We start from the raw sequence: 16,497 nt of genomic DNA on the forward strand, positions 1-16,497 counted from the left end.
GCTAAGCCGCCTTCGCCATGGCCGCGGCAACGGAACTCTCGATAATTTCGTCGACCAACACGCCGCAGCTGCCGCAACCGGTCGAGGCGCGGGTTGCCTTGGCCACCGCCTCACGCGTACAGGCCCCGGCCGCCACGGCATCCTCGATGCTACCAGTGCTGACGGCTTTGCAGGCACACACACACGCCGCGCGGCGCGCGGCTTCGGATTCCTCGGGCGTCAATTTGGCAGCGGCTTCCTCCTCCGCCATCGCCCGGTCCTGCCAGCTCACGGCCCCCGCCGCCTCCCAGGGCGCGGACCGCCGGACTTCCTGCCAAACCGGATTGGAGAGCGTGCGATCGATCTCCTTCACCATCTCTACCATGCCGTGATAGCCAGCGAAGGCGGCGTGGCGCTCCTGGTTGATGTCCATCCACGGCATCGTCGCCTTGAGCGCGATGAACTGCGACCGCCCGCCAGAGAGCATAATGTCCGCCTCCGCCATCTTCAGCTTCCGGTACATCTCGCGCGGGGTGAGATCGTCGAACATGTGAGCATCGTCGCCCATCAGCTTCTTGATCTTGTCCTTGTCTTTCTTGGTGGACTTCTTCACCGACGTGCCCACAATCTCCATCCCCGCTTCCTGCAGTGCGGCAACCACCGACCAGGACTTCACGCCGCCGGTGATGAGCAGGACCTTCTTGCCCTTCAGGCGCTCCGCATAAGGCGCGATGGCTTCCCACGCGCGGGCTTCCTCGCGGGCGATCACGGCTTCGGTGCGATCCATCAGCTCGGGATCGGCGCCGCGCTCGATCAACAGGCGCGCGATCTCGCGCAAGCTGTCGGACATGTCGCCGATGCCGTAAAACGAGCCCTCGAAGTAAGGGATCTCGTACTTCTCCTCCATCTTGCGGGCGACGTTAATCATCGCCTTGGAGCAGACCATCATCGCCGCGCGGGCGCGGTGCGACCAGGCGACTTCCTTGTACTTCGCATCGCCCGAGATGCAGGAGAGGATGCGGATGCCCAGCTCGTCGAGCAGCGGCTTCACCTGCCAGAGTTCACCGGCGAGGTTGTATTCGCCGATGATGTTGAGGTCGTAGGGCGTGGTATATTCCGGCTCCTCGGTGCCGATCACATGCTTGAGAATCGCCTCGCCCGCCAGCTTGTTGCCGAGGTTCTTGGGGCCGACGAAGCCAGGCGACATGATGGGAACGCAAGGCGTGCCGAACTTGGCGCTTGCCGTCTTGCACACCGCCTCGATGTCGTCGCCGATCATCGCCGGCACGCACGTCTGGTAGACGAAGACCGCGGGCGGCGCGTATTTGTCGACGATCTCCTTGATTGCCTTGAACAGATGCTTCTCGCCGCCGAAGACGATGTCGTTTTCGGTCATGTCGGTGGTAAAGCCGGTGCGATAAAGCGTCGAGCCGGAGCTCTTGGCGCCGCGATTGTCCCAGGAATTACCCTCGCAAGCAATCGGGCCGTGCACGAGATGGGCAACGTCGGTGATCGGCTGAAGCGCGATCTTGGCGCCGTCAAAGGCGCAGCCGCCTGCCGCCCCGCCCGGCTGGAGCTGCTTGGTGCAGCCCTTCTTCCTCTCCTTTTCCGACTTCGCCTGATTCTTGGCGCAGCCGGGTTCGTTGAACACGTCCTGGATGGTCTGGTTCAGGGTCGTCATGATCGTAGCCACCTCATCTCAGGATTGTTACGGAACCCGGCTGTCACCTCCCGACATCAGCGAATGATGTCGTACGAGTAGTCGGTCTTCGAGGGGATGTTGGTCGTCGCGTCCATGTGCTCGAAGATTCGGTCGAGGATCGTCACGAGGACGTTGAGACCACCCTGGTAGCCCCACACCGGATAGCGATGCTTGTGGTGCCGGTCGAAGATCGGAAAGCCGATGCGGATCAGCGGCACGCCGGTGTCACGCTCAAGGTACTTGCCGTAGGTGTTGCCGATGATGAAGTCCGGCTTTTCCGTGAAGATCAGCGAACGCATATGCCACAGGTCCTTGCCTGGATAAGCCTTGCAGCCGGCACCGAAGGGCGAGGAGTCGAAGAGCGCCTGCATCTTCTTTGCCCAGCCCTTGCCGCCATTGGTCGAGAGGACCGCGATCGGCTCGCCGCCCAGCTCCATCACGAACTTAGCAAGGCCATAGGCGAGGTCCGGATCGCCGTAGATCGCGAACTTCTTGCCGTGGATATGGGCATTGGAGTCGGCGATCGCGTCGACTAGGCGGCCGCGTTCCTTGGCCAGTTCATCGGGGATCTCAACGCCGGCGAGGCGGGCAACTTCCATGATGAAGCTGTCGGTCGCCTCGACACCGATCGGATGATTGAAGGCTACCGTTTCCTGACCGTGCTGAGCGATGAAGGGCAACGTCTTTTCGGTGCAGTATTCCTGCATCGAGATGGTCGCCTTGGCGTGGATCGCGTTGGCCGCGTCTTCCAGTGTAGTGCCGCCGTCATACATGCGGAACTCGCCATCGGTCGGGGTATCCCAGACGTCCGACTGGTCGCCCAGGATAGTGTACTCGACCTTCATCATGTCGAAGATGCGCTTTACTTCGCGCAGGTTGCCGACAGCATAGCCGTCGAACCCGTTGAGGAAGTTGATCTTCCCGTCAGGCACGCGCTTCAGCGGCTCGACGGTCTTGGCCTTGCCATCCCAGAAGTGCTCCAGGATGCCCTTCATGGCATTGTCGTAGCCGGTGATGTGGCTGCCTACGAACGCTGGCGTGTGGGCGAAGGGAACGTCGAATTCGGCCGGGACCGAGTCCTTCTCCTTGGCGGTCTTGATGAAGGCGTTGAGGTCGTCCCCGATGACTTCCGCCATACAGGTGGTCGAAACGGCGATCATCTTGGGCTTGTACATCGAGTAGGCGTTGGCGAGCCCGTCGATCATGTTGTTGAGCCCGCCGAACACCGCCGCATCCTCGGTCATCGACGAGGAGACGCACGAGGTCGGCTCCTTGAAGTGGCGCGAGAAGTGGGATCGGTAATAGGCCACGCAGCCCTGCGAACCGTGCACGAAGGGCAGCGTGCTCTCGAAGCCGACGGCCGCGAACACGGCGCCCAGCGGCTGGCATGCCTTGGCCGGGTTGACGGTCAACGCCTCGCGGCTGAAGTTGAGTTCCTTGTATTCCTCGGTCTTGGCCCATTCGCGAACCCGTTCCACCTCTTCAACGGGGTGGGGGTTTTCGAATTCGGCCTTCTTGCGGGCGAGCATGTCGGTGTATTCCGCACCGCGGAACAGCTCGAAGTGGTCCTTAACCTGATTTGCGTCCTGGGGCATGTGAGCCTCCCTTGAACTGGTGTTGAGGTCTGCGGCTTATTCAGCGGCAATCGCGAGGTAGTCGCCGTCGTCCTTCTTCCAGGGCGTCGGGGCCATTTTCCAGACGGGCGAATTGATCGCCATGTCCATGTCGCGCGCGAAGATCGCGAAGCCGTCATAGCCGTGGTAGGGACCCGAATAGTCCCAGCTATGCATCTGGCGGAACGGCACGCCCATCTTCTGGAAGACGTACTTTTCCTTGATGCCCGAACCGACCAGGTCAGGCTGGATCTTCTCGACGAACTTCTCGAACTCGTAGCCGGTCACGTCGTCGTAGATCAGCGTGCCGTCCTTGACGTAGTGCTGGGCGGTGCGCTGGTAATCGTCGTTGTGGCCGAATTCGTAGCCGGTGCCGACCACGTTCATGCCCAGGTCCTCATAGGCCCCGATGACGTGACGTGGGCGCAGGCCGCCAACATAGAGCATCACTGTCTTGCCTTCCAGGCGCGGGCGGTATTTGGCGATCGCCGCGTCGGTCAGCGCCTTGTACTTCTCGATCACGCGCTCCGCGCCCTGCTGGATGCTCTCGTCGAAATAGCTGGCGATCTTGCGGAGTGATTCCTCGATCTTGGTTGGGCCGAAGAAGTTGTATTCGCACCACGGCACGCCGTACTTCTCTTCCATGTGGCGCGAGATATAGTTCATTGAGCGGTAGCAATGGAGCACGTTGAGTTTCGCCTTGGGCGTCGCTTCCAGCTCGGCGATCGAACCGTCGCCGGACCACTGAGCGATTACGCGCAGGCCCATTTCCTCCAGCAGGATGCGGCTCGACCAGGCGTCGCCGCCGATGTTGTAGTCACCGATGATGGCCACGTCATAGGGACCCGGTTCGAACTGGAGTTCCTTGCCCTCGCTCTTGTCGAACACCCAGTCACGCACCGCGTCGTTGGCGATGTGGTGGCCCAGCGACTGCGACACGCCGCGGAAGCCCTCGCAGCGGACGGGGACGATGGTCTTGCCGCCGTATTCCTTGCTCTTGGCCTTGGACACGGCTTCGATATCGTCGCCGATCAGGCCGATCGGGCATTCGGACTGGACAGTGATGCCCTTGTTCAGCGGGAACAGCATCTCGATCTCGTCCATGATCTTGGCAAGCTTCTTGTCGCCGCCGAAGACGATGTCCTTTTCCTGGAAGTCGGAGGTGAACTGCATGGTCACGAACGTGTCGATGCCGGTCGTGCCGATGTAGTAGTTGCGGCGGGCGGCCCAGCTGTACTGGCCGCAGCCTACCGGGCCGTGGCTGATATGGATCATGTCCTTGATCGGCCCCCAGACGACGCCCTTCGAGCCGGCGTAGGCGCAGCCGCGAATGGTCATGACGCCCGGGATGGACTTGATGTTGGACTTCACGCCGCAATCGCTCTTGCCCTCTTCATGGACGTTGAGGTGCTTGGCGCGGCGTTTGGCGGTCTTTTGCGGATAGACTTCAAGGGCTTCCTGGATCAACGCCCGGTTGCGTTCCTTGACAGCTTCGATGTCGGTTGTGGTCGAGACACTCATGGTGATGCACTCCTGGTGTGATCCGGGTCCCGGCCCTCCCCAATTCGAAGGAAGGGCCGGAACGCACGTTTGGCTCAGACGACGAGGTCTGCGGCGGTGAGGCCAACCTGACTTTCGTCGACGGGCTTCATGATGCCGTGCTCCATGAGCATGTCCTCAAGCTCGTCCATGCTGATCGGTGTCGGGACGATCCCCTTGCCGGCGTTGTTGTGGATCTTCTGCGCCAGCTGGCGATATTCGTCGGCCTGCTTCGATTCCGGCGCGTATTCGATCACGGTCATGCGGCGCAGTTCGGCGTGCTGCACGATGTTGTCGCGCGGGACGAAGTGGATCAGGTGAGTGCCCAGCTTCTTCGCCAGGTTCTCGGCCAGTTCCAGCTCCTTGTCGGTCTGGCGCTCGTTGCAGATGAGCCCACCAAGGCGCACCCCGCCTGAATTGGCGTATTTGAGAATACCCTTCGAGATGTTGTTGGCCGCGTACATGGCCATCATCTCGCCCGACATGACGATGTAGATTTCCTGGGCCTTGTTCTCGCGGATCGGCATGGCGAAACCGCCGCAGACAACGTCGCCGAGCACGTCGTAGGAGACGTAGTCGATGTCGTCGTAAGCGCCGTTTTCCTCGAGGAAGTTGATCGAGGTGATGACGCCGCGACCGGCGCAGCCGACACCCGGCTCGGGACCGCCCGATTCAACGCAGCGGATGTCCTTGTAACCGATCTTCATCACGTCCTCGAGCTCGAGGTCCTCGACCGAACCGGCCTCGGCAGCGAGCGAGAGAATGGTGTCCTGGGCCTTGGCGTGCAGCATCAGACGGGTGGAGTCGGCCTTGGGGTCGCAGCCGACGATGAGGATGCGCTGGCCGAGGTCGGCCAGAGCGGCGAGGGTGTTCTGCGAAGTCGTGGACTTGCCGATGCCTCCCTTGCCGTAGAAGGCGATTTGACGAAGTGACATTGCGTGCTCCTAAGCTGTTTGCGCGGTCTTCACCGAAGCGGTCGCCCTGCCCCGGTCTCTCCCCGTCGCTGCATCTTCCGTTTGCGGCGGGTCAGCGGGTCTGCCCTCGCTGCACCAGCTTCTCTGCATGGGTCGTGCCAATTTCTCGCACCCGCAGCAAAATCGCGAAAATCCGGTGGTTTGGAGCGAGTCTCGGCCCGCTTTGTCGCATGTGGCAAACAAGACAAAAGCCCGGACCTTGTCGCAAAAGACACACCAGACCGCGACACGGTCGCACCCGAATCCACGCCGTTTTGCGCTGCAGTAAGAATGGAACGATGCTTGCTTGGGAAGGCAGCGGAAACCTATCCGAACTGGAGACCGTCCATGCAAATCGGTGTCGAAACCTCGAAAGCCGTCGACCAGCGCCGCATCTTCGTCGTCGATGAAGATGAAATCACCCGCGCGGCGCTGCAGTTCATGCTGCACGACGAGATCGAAACCCACGAACTCGCCAGCCTGGAGGAAGCCTATGAGAAGGGACAAGACTGGCTGCTGCCGGATGTGCTAATCTTGGGCCTATCGATCGTGTGCGCGAAGGGCGTGGAAGTTATCGGTGAGATCATGGCCCGCTATCCAGGCGCGCGCATCCTGATCGTCGCCGGTGCCGAGGAAGAAAGCCTCGGCATCGCTGCGCTCAGCGCGGGCGCGCATGGCGCGCTGATCAAACCGCTGCGGATCGAGGCGGTGCGGCAGAAGGTCGATACCATCCTGGGCCGCGCCGGCGGTGCCCCTCTGGTTCAATTGGGCGGTCTTTGACGCCAGATACGCTCAATTCGTTTGCCATAGGAGAAGTTATATGAAGATCAGTGCGCGCAACCAGATCTCGGGTACGGTGACCGCGATAACGCCCGGCGCCGTCAACGGCACCGTGAAAGTGGACATTGGCGGTACGATAATGACCGCCAGCATTACGGAGGAGGCAATCGCCGAACTGGGCCTTGCGGTCGGCGATGCCGTCACCGTGATCGTGAAGGCAAGCGACGTGCTAATCGGCAAGTAGGTCGCAAACAGCTCCGCTCAATCCCGCGCGGCCAGGATGACGTGCGAGGCCTTGAAGCTGGCCAGAATCTCGCGTCCCGGCTGAAGCCCGAGTTCGCGCGCGCTGTGCATGGTTACGATCGACGACAGTTCGCGGCTGCCGCCGATGTCGAGGACCACCTCGCACTCGACGTCGCCATCGATGCATTCAATCACGCGGCCGCCGATCAGGTTGCGGGCCGAGAGACGGAGGCCGGGCACGTCGTCGAGCAGCGTGATGAAGCTGCCCTTGATCAGCGCCACGGCGTGTCCGCCGGGTTCCAGCCCCAGCGAAGCCACGCTTGAATTGCTCACCAACGCGTCGATGACGATAGTGTCGTTGACGAGCAGGCCGATCTCCGCATTGACGGGACCGTGGACGATAGCCGTCACAATCCCGTCGAGCATGTTGCGCGAACTGGTACGCAGTAGCCTACCGTGCGGCGGGTTCAATCGGGCAAGGCTCGCCACGGTCATGCCTGCTCGAAAAGCGCCTGCAATTCGCCGCTGCCGTACATTTCGCGCACAATGTCCGAACCACCGATGAATTCGCCCTTCACATAGACCTGCGGCAGGGTCGGCCAGTCGGAATATTCCTTGATGCCTTCCCGCAGGAACGGATCCTCGAGCACATCGACACCCACATAGGGACGGCCCAGGGCATCGAGCACCTTCACCACGCCGGCGGAAAAACCGCATTGAGGCGCCGCGGGAACGCCCTTCATGAACACGACGATCTCGTTTTCTGTGACAAGCTTGCGAATGCGGTCGGACGTGGCCACGGTCAATCTCCTGAGGTTTCTGGAACAAAAGTCTGCAGCGCGAGCGCGTGCAGTTCGCCGCCCATGTCCGTGCCGATCGCGGCATAGATCATTTTGTGCTGCTGGATACGACTCTTGCCGGCGAAGGCGGTGGAAGTGACGCGAGCGGCCCAGTGATCGCCGTCACCGGCCATGTCGACCATCAGGACTTTGGCATCGGGAAAGGCGGCGGTGATCCGCGCCTCGATTTCGGCGGCATCCATGGGCATGGCGGATTTCTCCTCAGACGAACGAGAGAACTTCGACCGTCACGTCCTCAGTGCCCAGGATCGTAACACGGCAGGGCAAGCGCGACTTCGAACCAACTCCGACGATCGTATCGAGTATCTCATTTTCCTCGCGGGTCGTTTTCGAAAGGCCCTTGCGGCCTTCCAGCACGAACAGATGGCACTGGCCGCAGGCCGCCCCGCCGTCGCACTTGTGGCCGACCCGGGCTCCGCTGGCGAGCATGGCGGCAAGCAGGTTGTCGCCTTCCTCGACTGCCATGACAGTGGCGGAGGGCATGATCGTAAGCGTCGTCATCTTTGGGTCATCCTGTCTTTCAGTAAATGGCGGCCCCAGCGCCGGAATTGATCGAGGCGTCCTTCAGGCGCGCGACCATGAAAGCGACCTGCTCCGGCGTGAGGTGAGCGTGAAACGGCATGGCGATGGCGCGGTCGGCGACCTTTTCGGTGACGAACAGGTCGCCCTTCTTCCAGCCGCGGTCGCGGTAAGCGCGTTGCAGATGCAGCGGGCTGGAATAGGCGTGAGCCTCGATCGCCTCGGTGCACAGATCCTCCAGTATCGCATCGCGCGAAGATCTGGTGAAGCGCGTGCCGAGGTGGACGATGTAAAGGAACCAGTGCACCTCCTCGGCATCGGGCGAAACGTAGGGGGGCTTGATGCCTTCGAAGCTCTGCATGAAGCCGTCGTACATCTGCTGCACCCCGCGCCGCCGCTCCAGCAGCACGTCGATGCGCGAGAGCTGCGAAAGGGCAAGCGCGGCGGCCATTTCCCCCATGGACGCGCCAAACGGGGCATCGACGCTCGCGGAAACCGAATTGCGCTCGGCCAGCGAGCGCGAACGCAGGCGGCGCACGGCCATGGCCAGGGTCATGTCGTCGGTAACGATCATTCCCCCTTCACCACAGCAGATGACGCCGGGCTGACCAAAATCGAACAGGCTCACAGCGCCGAAGCTGCCGACCATGCCGGCCTTGTGGCGCGAACCGATCGCCTCGCTCGAATCCTCGACAAGGAACAGGCCATGGGCATCGGCCAATGCCCGCAGCGCCGGCCAGTCGGCGGGATGCCCCGCGGTGTTGCCAGCGATGATCGCGCGGGTGCGCTCGGTCAATTTCGCCGCGACCTTGTCAGGCGCCAGACAGCCGGACCAGTAGTCGATATCGGCGAAGACAGGGGTCGCCCCGCTGCGCAGCACGGCATGGCCAAGTTCGTGAAAGCCGTGCGCCGAAAGGATCACCTCGTCGCCCGGCCCAATGCCTTTGGCGGTCAACGCGATGAGAAGACCGATCGCGGCATTGGACACCGCGAGTGCCCGCGCGCGCCCGGTATACGCAGCAAAGGCCCGCTCCAGCCGTTCGACCATCCGGCCTTCGCCCAGCCGGTCGCCGCGCAACACCGCCTCGACCGCTTCGATATCCTCCAATGTCAGATCGGGATCACAGAGGGTGATCTGCACCGGCGCTCCGGTTTCGATCGAGATCACTTCCGCGTTCATGCCGCCTCCCTCGATGCAATCAGGATCGCGTTCGCTTCGACCGGATCGCTGGTAACGCGGATGCAATGCGTACTGGCGTCCAGCAGATGAAGATCGCAGCTCTCGATCGCCGCGTAAGGCTCCTCCAGCACGTCGGCGGCATCGCAGCGGCGGGTGGAGAGATGTGGAAAGAGGCGCGAGACCCCATAGGCCAGGGCCTCCGCGCCCTGCCCTTGCAGCGCCCGCACCAGCGCATCGAGGCGCACGAGTTCCTCGCCGGTCATTGCCAGAACACCTTTTGCGGATCGCCGTTAAGGCGCATCAACAGTTCGCCAAGGCGCGCATAGCGGCTGTCCTCGATCCAGCAGTCCGCCTTGTGGTCCTTGCGCAGCAGTGTCCATTGCCGCTGCCGCTCATTCCAGTCGAGCCAGGCTACATCGATCTCGCCACCTCCGGGATCGATATTGCGCGAACAGCAGGGGCTGCGAACCAGATAACCGCTCTCGACCGGCGAAACCGTGGGATGGACATAGCGGTAGCGTTCGCGCTGCTCGATTGCGCGAATCACGCGCATCGCATCCATCTCATTGGGATGGCGCGCCGTGCTGGCTGCAGCCATCCGCCTGTGCCTGGTCGCTGTTCCGACCGACATCAGCCCTGACCTCCGGCTGGCCGTGCCAGCTCTTCCTCGAAGCAGCCGACAACAACGGGACCGGTCACTTCGCAGGCAAACTCGACGAGATAGACAGGCGTGTTGCTGTCGGTGTGGTGGCCGACGTTAACCACTTCGCCCACCGTCCCCGCCGCCACCAGCAGCGCCTCGGGCGCCACCTGAGGATGACTGCCATCGTTGACAATATCGGCGGTGGCCAGGACACGTTCGCCCCAGCCATAGGCGGGCGTGCGAATGTCCATCATGACGCTGCCCTCGCCTGCAGGGCGCTGGGCAATTCATCGTTTTCCTCGTCGATCCAGACCGGAACGAGCTCACGCCGCTTCATGCCGACACGGTTGCCGCTTTCGAGGAATTCGACGCCGTAGATGTAGAACTGCTGCAGGAAGGTTCCGATCGAAACGACGACCCCCTCCTCGCCCTTCTTTACCAGCAAGTCGCCGATTTCCTTGCCGGCATATGTCCCGTCGTTGCGCACCAGGCGCTTGGCCCGCACGCGTTCGCCGTAGCGGAAGGCGGGGGGGCCGTTGAGCTCGACGACTTCGCTGTCACGAACGATGTTACTCATCGATGTCCTCCATCCGATCGAGGACATCGATCAGCACCTGGGCGCCGATCCGGTCACGCCGATCGAGTTCGAGCAGCTTTTCCGCCGCTTCCCGCCCCTGATCGAGCTTGCCCAGCCGCATCGAGAGGTAGGCGTAACCCTTGAGGCTGAAGAGGAAGAAGCGCGGCAACAACGCTTCCCATTCGCCGAAGGCGGCATCCTCGGGCTGCACCCGGCGCCAGTCTTCGCCCAGCACATTGAGCCGCATCGCCTTCTCGACGCAGACCCGCGCCACATCGAGGGCTTCGAGGAGGCGGCCTTTGTAGAAATAGAAGCGGTAGAGCGCGATCAGCACTGCGGCATGATCGGGTGCGATGCTCTCCGCCGCGAACAGGTGCGTCTCGGCGACGTCGGTCAGGTGATAGCGTTCGGCTGCCCGGTCGAGGTGCTGGCGGGCCTCCGCGGGAAGCCCGCCGCCCAGCAGCGGGCTGGAGAGTATCGAACGCTCGACCGCGTCCGATGCCCCGCCGAAACCCTCGAAGAGCAGCCGATCGCTCATCTCAGCCCCCCTCAAGCCTGATACCGGGGGTAGACCGCATCGACCACGCAGGTATCGTCCACCGGACAGATGGCGACACACTGCGGGGTATCGAAGTGGCCGATGCACTCGGTGCACTTGGCGGGATCGATGACGAAAGTGCCCTTCGCCTCGGATATCGCCAGGTTCGGGCAGAGCGCCTCGCAGGCGGTGCAGTTGGTGCACTGGCTGGCGACGATCTTGTAGGCCATGGCCGTCAGCTCGCCTGGCTGAGCAGCGCACCCTGGCGGATGGCTGCGTCGCCGCGTTCGGTGTGAACGATCTCGCCCGCCTCGACCTTGGCAAGATAGCCCTTGAACCAGGCCAGCGCCGACTGCTCGATGAACTCGTGCGCGTAGGCATCGATCGGCTCGATCCCGGCGGCGGTGAGGTCCGCCTTGGGGCAGCCACCAATCTTGGCGACGAACACCGCGTGGCAATCATTGATCGCCTTGATGACGGTATCGAGCGCGTCCTCCTCGCCGTAGCCGCCCTTGCAGTAGAGATCGACGCGGCGGTGGCCGACGAACTTGGCGCCCTTGGCGGACAGTTCGTAGATCTGGAACTCCTTGGCGTGGCCGAAGTGTTCGTTGATGATCCCGTGGCCCTTGGTGGCGACGGCGACGAGTATCTTCATGTCGCCGGCCGCATCGAGGCCGTCGAGTTCACTCTTCTTCGCCTCGACCTTGGCCTGGCGTTCGGCCTCGACCGCCTGCTGATAGGCCTTGCGACCCTCGGCGTCGTAGTTGACTTCCATCGCCATGATCTTGTCGGTGGTGAACTCGGCCGAACGGTCCTCACCCAAGAGGCCGACCGCGTCGGCGCGGCACTGGCGGCAGTGGCGCATCATGTTCATGTCGCCTTCGCACTCGTCCTGCAAGGCCTTCAACTCCTGCGCGGTCGGGCCGCGCTGGCCGTTGAGGCCGAACACGGTGCCGTGCTCGGGCGCGGAGATCAGCGGCATGATGTTGTGCAGGAAGGCGCCGCGCGATTTCACCGCCTTGTTCACTTCGACAAGATGCTTGTCGTTGATGCCGGGGATCATCACCGAGTTGATCTTGGCCAGGATGCCGCGTTCGGTAAGCATCTCCAGGCCAAGAAGCTGGCGCTCGGTCAGGATCTTGGCAGCCTCGTAGCCCTGCAGCCGCTTGTTCTCCCAGAAAATCCAGGGATAGATGTGCTGGCCGACTTCCGGGTCTACCATGTTGATGGTAATGGTAACGTGATCGACCTTGTATTTGGCAATCTCGTCCACCCAGTCGGGCAGGGCCAGGCCGTTGGTCGAAAGGCACAGCTTGATGTCGGGCGCGACTTCGCTAATCAGGCGGAACGTCTCGAACGTTTTGCCCGGATTGGCGAGCGGATCACCAGGGCCGGCAATGCCGAGCACCGTCATCTGCGGAATGGTCGAAGCGACCGCGAGCACCTTCTTCGAAGCTTGCTCGGGCGTCAGGCGTTCGGAAACGACGCCGGGGCGGCTCTCGTTGGCGCAATCATACTTGCGGTTGCAGTAGTTACACTGGATGTTGCAGGCGGGCGCCACGGCCACGTGCATGCGGGCGTAGTGATGATGCGCTTCTTCCGAATAACAGGGATGGTTCTTCACCTTCTCCCAGATCTCTTCGGGCATGTCGGCCGGGCCGGCGCTGGATCCGCAAGAGGCCTTCCCGCTGCCGCCTTCGGTGCCGCAGCCTTTGTGTTCAGCCAACTTCTGCATGACGTCGGCGATGTCGACAGCGGGTTCGCTGGAATAGGTATCCGGGATAAGGGCTTCGGTCATGGAAACTCCCCGATTTGTCGCTCGGTGGCGGGGGCTGCCGCCGGCTTCGTGACTATGCATGCTGCTTCGCAAACACCGTGCCAAACCCGGAAATCGCGGAATTCCGAACCTTTCATGCCGCATCGCAACAACAGTTGTCGCAAATGGCCCGTGCGAATTGTACCAATGTCGTGACTGCGACATGTCGGACGCCCGCGCTCACCGTTGTCGGCCCCTGAAAAAAGCGCCGCCTCCCGCTGGAAAGGAGACGGCGCAGGGTCCACTCCGGTCTGAAGGCCGGTCCCGGTGAGGAGTGGGTCAGGCCATCAGGCGCTCAAGCGCGGTGGCCAGCGGCAGGTCGATTATGCGGATGTCCTGCTCTTCAAGAAAGCGGCGCTCATTGCGGGTCAGCGCCGCCAGGTCGACGACGGCATAGTGCCGGTCGGACGAACGTTTCATCACCTGACGCGCATAAATGCGCAGCAGCTGATCGTGAAAATGGCAGCCGAGGAACACGAAGCTCATCCCGGTGCGGCGGCGGCGCACCTCTTCTGGGATCGGCGTCTGGATATCGATCTCGGTCAGCACTTCGACATAGTCGGCATCCGAAATCAGGAAATTCGCATCTGGAGCGATTCCGCCATGCGGCGTGTAGAGCAAGGTCTTCGCCGCCCCGGCAGCGCCCTCCTTGAGGGAATCGCCGGCGGCGTCATAGAAGCGGAACCACCGGTCCTCGCCGATCCCCGCCCGGGTGATGCCCTGAACTTCGGCCCAGTCGCTGCGCTGGCCGAGGGCGGCGCGCATTTCGCCCGCGTACCAAGTATCGACGATCAGCGGCGCGGGTAACCCAGCAAGCCAGGCATGAAACGGCGATGGCGACACCGCGGCAGCGAACGCCTCCTTCATCCACAGCGTCACCGTGTCGCGGAACCGGTAGCTCTCGATATACTGCGCGGCCGCCCATGGATTTCCCTGTGCACGCCTGGGCAATGTCGTCTTCGTCGCGAAGAAGGCCGCCAGATCCTCCGGCGTCATCGGCGCTTCCTGCCGGCCCAGCGCAGATATGCCGGGCCCCAGATAAGGCACGGTCATCCCGGCCTTCAGGCCGGCCATCACTTCGTCCAGCAGGACCAGCGGATTTTCCAGAAGCGTCTCTCCCACCGGTCAGTCCTCCACGCTGGCGCGCTTGCGCGCTTCGACCGTAATGGGAAGGCGGGTGTCGTCGGCCATATCCGGCAGTTCGAGCACCCAGCCGTTGGCCAGCTTCGCCCAGCCGCCCCATAGGGTTTCATGCTCGGTCTCGACGATCGGCTCCTCAAGGTCCTTCTTGGGCACGTAGGCGGACAACACGCCCTCCGCGCGGCGGATCATGACTTTCATCGGCTCGGTTCCTTCGGCGGCTGTTGCGGGGGCGGTTGATCCGGAAATGAAGAGGCAAAATCGAGCAGGCGCAGCGGCGCAGGCTTGGGTTCGAGAAGATGGGCAAGCACCGGAACCCGGCTAATGCGTTCACGGGCAAGCTCGCGGATCGCGGGCTCGGGATCGTCCCGCAACGACGCAAGTTCTTCCTCGGCAATGCGTTCCGCTACGGTGAAGCGCACGCGAAAGTCGCTGTCGGCGATCAACAGGCGGAGCTGGTCCTGCGGCAGACGCTCCGCCACTTCGCGCCGCACCAGCGGGTCGGGATCGAAGCACATATCGGGCAGCGCGCACAAGTCGATCCGCCGTGCCACCCAGGCCCGCACCTCGGGATCGGGATCGTGCCGCACCAATGGCAACAACTCGGTCGGCATGCGACGCACCGCCGTGATGCGCACCATGTAGGCGTTATCCCTGATGGCGGGGATCAGATCCGCGCCTTTGAGACGCGAGGCAGCAGCGATGCGCACGTCGGTATCCTCGTCATGAATCATGTGGCGGATCCGCTCCTCCGGCATCCTGAGCGTCGCCATGGCGCGAACTTCGGGCTCCGGATCGTCGAGCAGCGGCGGCAGGCGAAAGAGATTGGCATGACGCGCGGCCCCCGCTCGCACTTCGAAATACGGGTGATCGAGGTACTGATCGGCAAGATCCGGGTTGCTTTTCAGGAACCGTTCCACCCGCCGCGCCCGGCGATCGCGGATGCAGGCTTTGCCCTTGGCGCAAAGCCCCATCGCGTTGATCGCCAGGTGATTACACTCGCGACAGCGGACCGGCCGGCCCTTCCAGTCGAGCGCCAAGCCGAGGTCGTCATCCGTCATCAGCCGTTCACCCGGATCAAACAACTCAGGCCGGAACGCAGGTCTTGGGAACCGGGCAAACGGTATCGCATTGCGGATGATCGAACTGGCCTTCGCATTCGGTGCACTTGTTCGGATCGATGATGAAGGTGTCCCCCTTCATCGAGATCGCGGCATTGGGGCATTCGAACTCGCAGGCACTGCATCCGGTGCATTGCGAGGCGATGATCTTGTAGGCCATGGGAGGTCTCCTGCAGCATTTTCCGATGACAAAGCAGGAACCATGCCAGCACTGGAAATGCTGGAAATCCGCAACACTCGGGCGTAAGTGGGTGTCGCGTCTCCTACAAAGATTGTCGAGACTCGCCCATGGTCGTCAGCCGTTCAATGAAACGCTCCTTCCGAGCATGCCGCTCGCGGATTCCATGAAGTCGTTGGCCGAATTCGGCCAGCGTGCCGCGAATCTCGGCGGTGGTACGCAGATCGAACAGAAGACTGGCGGCTTTGTCATAGCCGGCGGCGTTGCGGCGCTCGATTTCGGCTTCCACCTCCTGCCATGCACCCTCGCCGCGTCGCGCAACGGCCTCGATCCAGGCTATGCGGGCTTTCTCGGTGTCCTCCGCTTGCCGACGGCGGTCAGCCGCAGCCTTCTCGGCCTTCACCCGGTCGCGAGCAAGACGGATGGCGCGGGCGCGGGACCGCAACTCGCCTGCGGTCCGCGTTCCGCTGGACAAGCCAGCATAGTGCACCCCCAGCCGCGTTCGAACGAGGGCGCGCAGTTCCGCCGAGATATGGGGTTCACCATCGAACAGGCGTGTGAGCAGGTCCGTCTTCTCACGATCGGTCATGGCCGCGATGACGGCTCGGGCAGCGTCGGGAGATGTTGCCGGCGCAGCTTCATGGTGATCGGCGGCAGCTTCCACAAGATCCGGATCGATGCCGAAAAACTCCGCGAATGTTCCGAGCGCCCCCGTTAGCGGCCCGAAGCCCCCCATGGGTTCGATCTCGTCATCGCCCAGCCCGTCGCTCTCGACCGCTCCCAGCCACAACAGATAGAAGAGCCGCAGGTCGCCCGCGAGGAGATCGGCCCGGAACGGCGCGAGAGCGGCGAGCCAGCCGGAGCCATCATCCCAATCTTCATCCAGTTCGACTTCGTCACGCGCGATATCGAGGATCAGGGTGTCGCCAGCCGCCTGCAGTGTAGCCCAATCGATTCCGAGCAGGAGCGGCTTCATAAATCAGAAATGGACGAACATCCGCACACAGGTTTCAAAATGGCGAGTAAGTATCCCCCGGCAGAGCCGGGGGCTTTACGATGTGAGCCGCTCAAAGCGGCTGGTTCAGGTCGCTAACGCGGCCTGACGGTTTGGAACCG

The 16,497-nt window shown here is 62.6% G+C and carries 23 protein-coding genes; 2 read left to right on the forward strand and 21 right to left on the reverse strand.

Annotation, left to right across the window (positions count from 1 at the left end; genetic code table 11):
* Position 1: 1 nt before the first annotated feature.
* The 4 genes from nifE to nifH all read right to left on the reverse strand — a co-directional run bounded on the left by nifE (position 2) and on the right by nifH (position 5,768).
* Positions 2–1,660 carry a nitrogenase iron-molybdenum cofactor biosynthesis protein NifE gene (nifE, locus tag BM052_RS17350; RefSeq protein WP_091148920.1) on the reverse strand — a complete coding sequence of 553 codons (1,659 nt, stop codon included), beginning with the start codon at positions 1,658–1,660 and terminating at the stop codon, positions 2–4.
* A 56-nt stretch (positions 1,661–1,716) separates the two neighbouring features.
* The gene (gene nifK, locus BM052_RS17355; RefSeq protein ID WP_091148922.1) at positions 1,717–3,276 is read right to left on the reverse strand and encodes a nitrogenase molybdenum-iron protein subunit beta; all 1,560 of its coding nucleotides are present in this window, start codon (positions 3,274–3,276) and stop codon (positions 1,717–1,719) included.
* Positions 3,277–3,312: 36 nt separating this feature from the next.
* Positions 3,313–4,815, reverse strand: coding sequence for a nitrogenase molybdenum-iron protein alpha chain (gene nifD, locus BM052_RS17360; protein ID WP_091148923.1), 1,503 nt, complete (start codon positions 4,813–4,815; stop codon positions 3,313–3,315).
* A 74-nt stretch (positions 4,816–4,889) separates the two neighbouring features.
* Positions 4,890–5,768: a nitrogenase iron protein gene (gene nifH, locus BM052_RS17365; protein ID WP_091148925.1), complete on the reverse strand. Its 879-nt coding sequence runs from the start codon at positions 5,766–5,768 to the stop codon at positions 4,890–4,892.
* Between the two features lie 366 nt (positions 5,769–6,134).
* On the opposite strand from nifH, the gene BM052_RS17370 reads away from it, so the two are divergent.
* Both BM052_RS17370 and BM052_RS17375 read left to right on the forward strand, forming a co-directional pair.
* A complete protein-coding gene (locus BM052_RS17370; RefSeq protein ID WP_091148927.1) occupies positions 6,135–6,566 on the forward strand; it encodes a response regulator in 432 nt (143 codons plus the stop codon).
* A gap of 40 nt (positions 6,567–6,606) precedes the next feature.
* Positions 6,607–6,810, forward strand: a complete 204-nt coding sequence (locus BM052_RS17375) for a TOBE domain-containing protein (RefSeq protein ID WP_091148929.1) — start codon at positions 6,607–6,609, stop codon at positions 6,808–6,810.
* 17 nt (positions 6,811–6,827) lie between these two features.
* Here the strand turns inward: BM052_RS17375 and BM052_RS17380 are convergent, their stop codons facing one another.
* The 17 genes from BM052_RS17380 to BM052_RS17460 form a co-directional block, all read right to left on the reverse strand.
* Entirely contained in the window at positions 6,828–7,304 is a 477-nt protein-coding gene (locus BM052_RS17380) for a TOBE domain-containing protein (RefSeq protein ID WP_091148931.1), read from the reverse strand.
* Positions 7,301–7,609, reverse strand: coding sequence for a Grx4 family monothiol glutaredoxin (gene grxD / locus BM052_RS17385; RefSeq protein WP_091148932.1), 309 nt, complete (start codon positions 7,607–7,609; stop codon positions 7,301–7,303). Before grxD ends, BM052_RS17380 begins: the two co-directional genes overlap by 4 nt.
* A gap of 2 nt (positions 7,610–7,611) precedes the next feature.
* Positions 7,612–7,857, reverse strand: a complete 246-nt coding sequence (locus BM052_RS17390) for a BolA/IbaG family iron-sulfur metabolism protein (protein WP_091148934.1) — start codon at positions 7,855–7,857, stop codon at positions 7,612–7,614.
* A gap of 13 nt (positions 7,858–7,870) precedes the next feature.
* Positions 7,871–8,170 (reverse strand): 2Fe-2S iron-sulfur cluster-binding protein, encoded by a 300-nt coding sequence (locus tag BM052_RS17395; protein WP_091148935.1) that lies wholly within the window; start codon positions 8,168–8,170, stop codon positions 7,871–7,873.
* Positions 8,171–8,189: 19 nt separating this feature from the next.
* Complete coding sequence (locus tag BM052_RS17400; protein WP_091148937.1) at positions 8,190–9,368, reverse strand: DegT/DnrJ/EryC1/StrS family aminotransferase; 1,179 nt, start codon at positions 9,366–9,368, stop codon at positions 8,190–8,192.
* Positions 9,365–9,631 (reverse strand): hypothetical protein, encoded by a 267-nt coding sequence (locus tag BM052_RS17405; RefSeq protein ID WP_255406237.1) that lies wholly within the window; start codon positions 9,629–9,631, stop codon positions 9,365–9,367. Before BM052_RS17405 ends, BM052_RS17400 begins: the two co-directional genes overlap by 4 nt.
* A complete protein-coding gene (locus tag BM052_RS17410; protein ID WP_177198538.1) occupies positions 9,628–9,966 on the reverse strand; it encodes a DUF3024 domain-containing protein in 339 nt (112 codons plus the stop codon). Before BM052_RS17410 ends, BM052_RS17405 begins: the two co-directional genes overlap by 4 nt.
* A gap of 32 nt (positions 9,967–9,998) precedes the next feature.
* On the reverse strand, positions 9,999–10,265 hold the full coding sequence (locus BM052_RS17415; protein WP_091148943.1) for a nitrogen fixation protein NifZ: 267 nt from the start codon (positions 10,263–10,265) through the stop codon (positions 9,999–10,001).
* Entirely contained in the window at positions 10,262–10,588 is a 327-nt protein-coding gene (locus BM052_RS17420) for a nitrogen fixation protein NifZ (RefSeq protein ID WP_091148945.1), read from the reverse strand. The genes BM052_RS17415 and BM052_RS17420 overlap by 4 nt, the downstream gene beginning before the upstream one ends.
* Positions 10,581–11,126: a hypothetical protein gene (locus BM052_RS17425; RefSeq protein ID WP_091148947.1), complete on the reverse strand. Its 546-nt coding sequence runs from the start codon at positions 11,124–11,126 to the stop codon at positions 10,581–10,583. Before BM052_RS17425 ends, BM052_RS17420 begins: the two co-directional genes overlap by 8 nt.
* A gap of 11 nt (positions 11,127–11,137) precedes the next feature.
* Positions 11,138–11,356: a 4Fe-4S dicluster domain-containing protein gene (locus tag BM052_RS17430; RefSeq protein ID WP_091148949.1), complete on the reverse strand. Its 219-nt coding sequence runs from the start codon at positions 11,354–11,356 to the stop codon at positions 11,138–11,140.
* Positions 11,357–11,361: 5 nt separating this feature from the next.
* Positions 11,362–12,924: a nitrogenase cofactor biosynthesis protein NifB gene (nifB, locus tag BM052_RS17435; RefSeq protein ID WP_091148951.1), complete on the reverse strand. Its 1,563-nt coding sequence runs from the start codon at positions 12,922–12,924 to the stop codon at positions 11,362–11,364.
* A 297-nt stretch (positions 12,925–13,221) separates the two neighbouring features.
* Positions 13,222–14,016, reverse strand: coding sequence for an SIR2 family protein (locus BM052_RS17440; RefSeq protein ID WP_091148966.1), 795 nt, complete (start codon positions 14,014–14,016; stop codon positions 13,222–13,224).
* A gap of 51 nt (positions 14,017–14,067) precedes the next feature.
* Positions 14,068–14,283: a putative nitrogen fixation protein NifT gene (nifT, locus tag BM052_RS17445; RefSeq protein WP_091148952.1), complete on the reverse strand. Its 216-nt coding sequence runs from the start codon at positions 14,281–14,283 to the stop codon at positions 14,068–14,070.
* Positions 14,280–15,143 (reverse strand): 4Fe4S-binding leucine-rich repeat protein, encoded by an 864-nt coding sequence (locus tag BM052_RS17450; RefSeq protein ID WP_091148967.1) that lies wholly within the window; start codon positions 15,141–15,143, stop codon positions 14,280–14,282. Before BM052_RS17450 ends, nifT begins: the two co-directional genes overlap by 4 nt.
* A gap of 25 nt (positions 15,144–15,168) precedes the next feature.
* Positions 15,169–15,363 carry a 4Fe-4S dicluster domain-containing protein gene (locus tag BM052_RS17455; protein WP_091148954.1) on the reverse strand — a complete coding sequence of 65 codons (195 nt, stop codon included), beginning with the start codon at positions 15,361–15,363 and terminating at the stop codon, positions 15,169–15,171.
* A 103-nt stretch (positions 15,364–15,466) separates the two neighbouring features.
* On the reverse strand, positions 15,467–16,357 hold the full coding sequence (locus BM052_RS17460; protein ID WP_091148957.1) for a hypothetical protein: 891 nt from the start codon (positions 16,355–16,357) through the stop codon (positions 15,467–15,469).
* Positions 16,358–16,497 lie beyond the last annotated feature (140 nt).

This window comes from Novosphingobium sp. CF614 (assembly GCF_900113255.1).
Lineage (GTDB): Bacteria > Pseudomonadota > Alphaproteobacteria > Sphingomonadales > Sphingomonadaceae > Novosphingobium.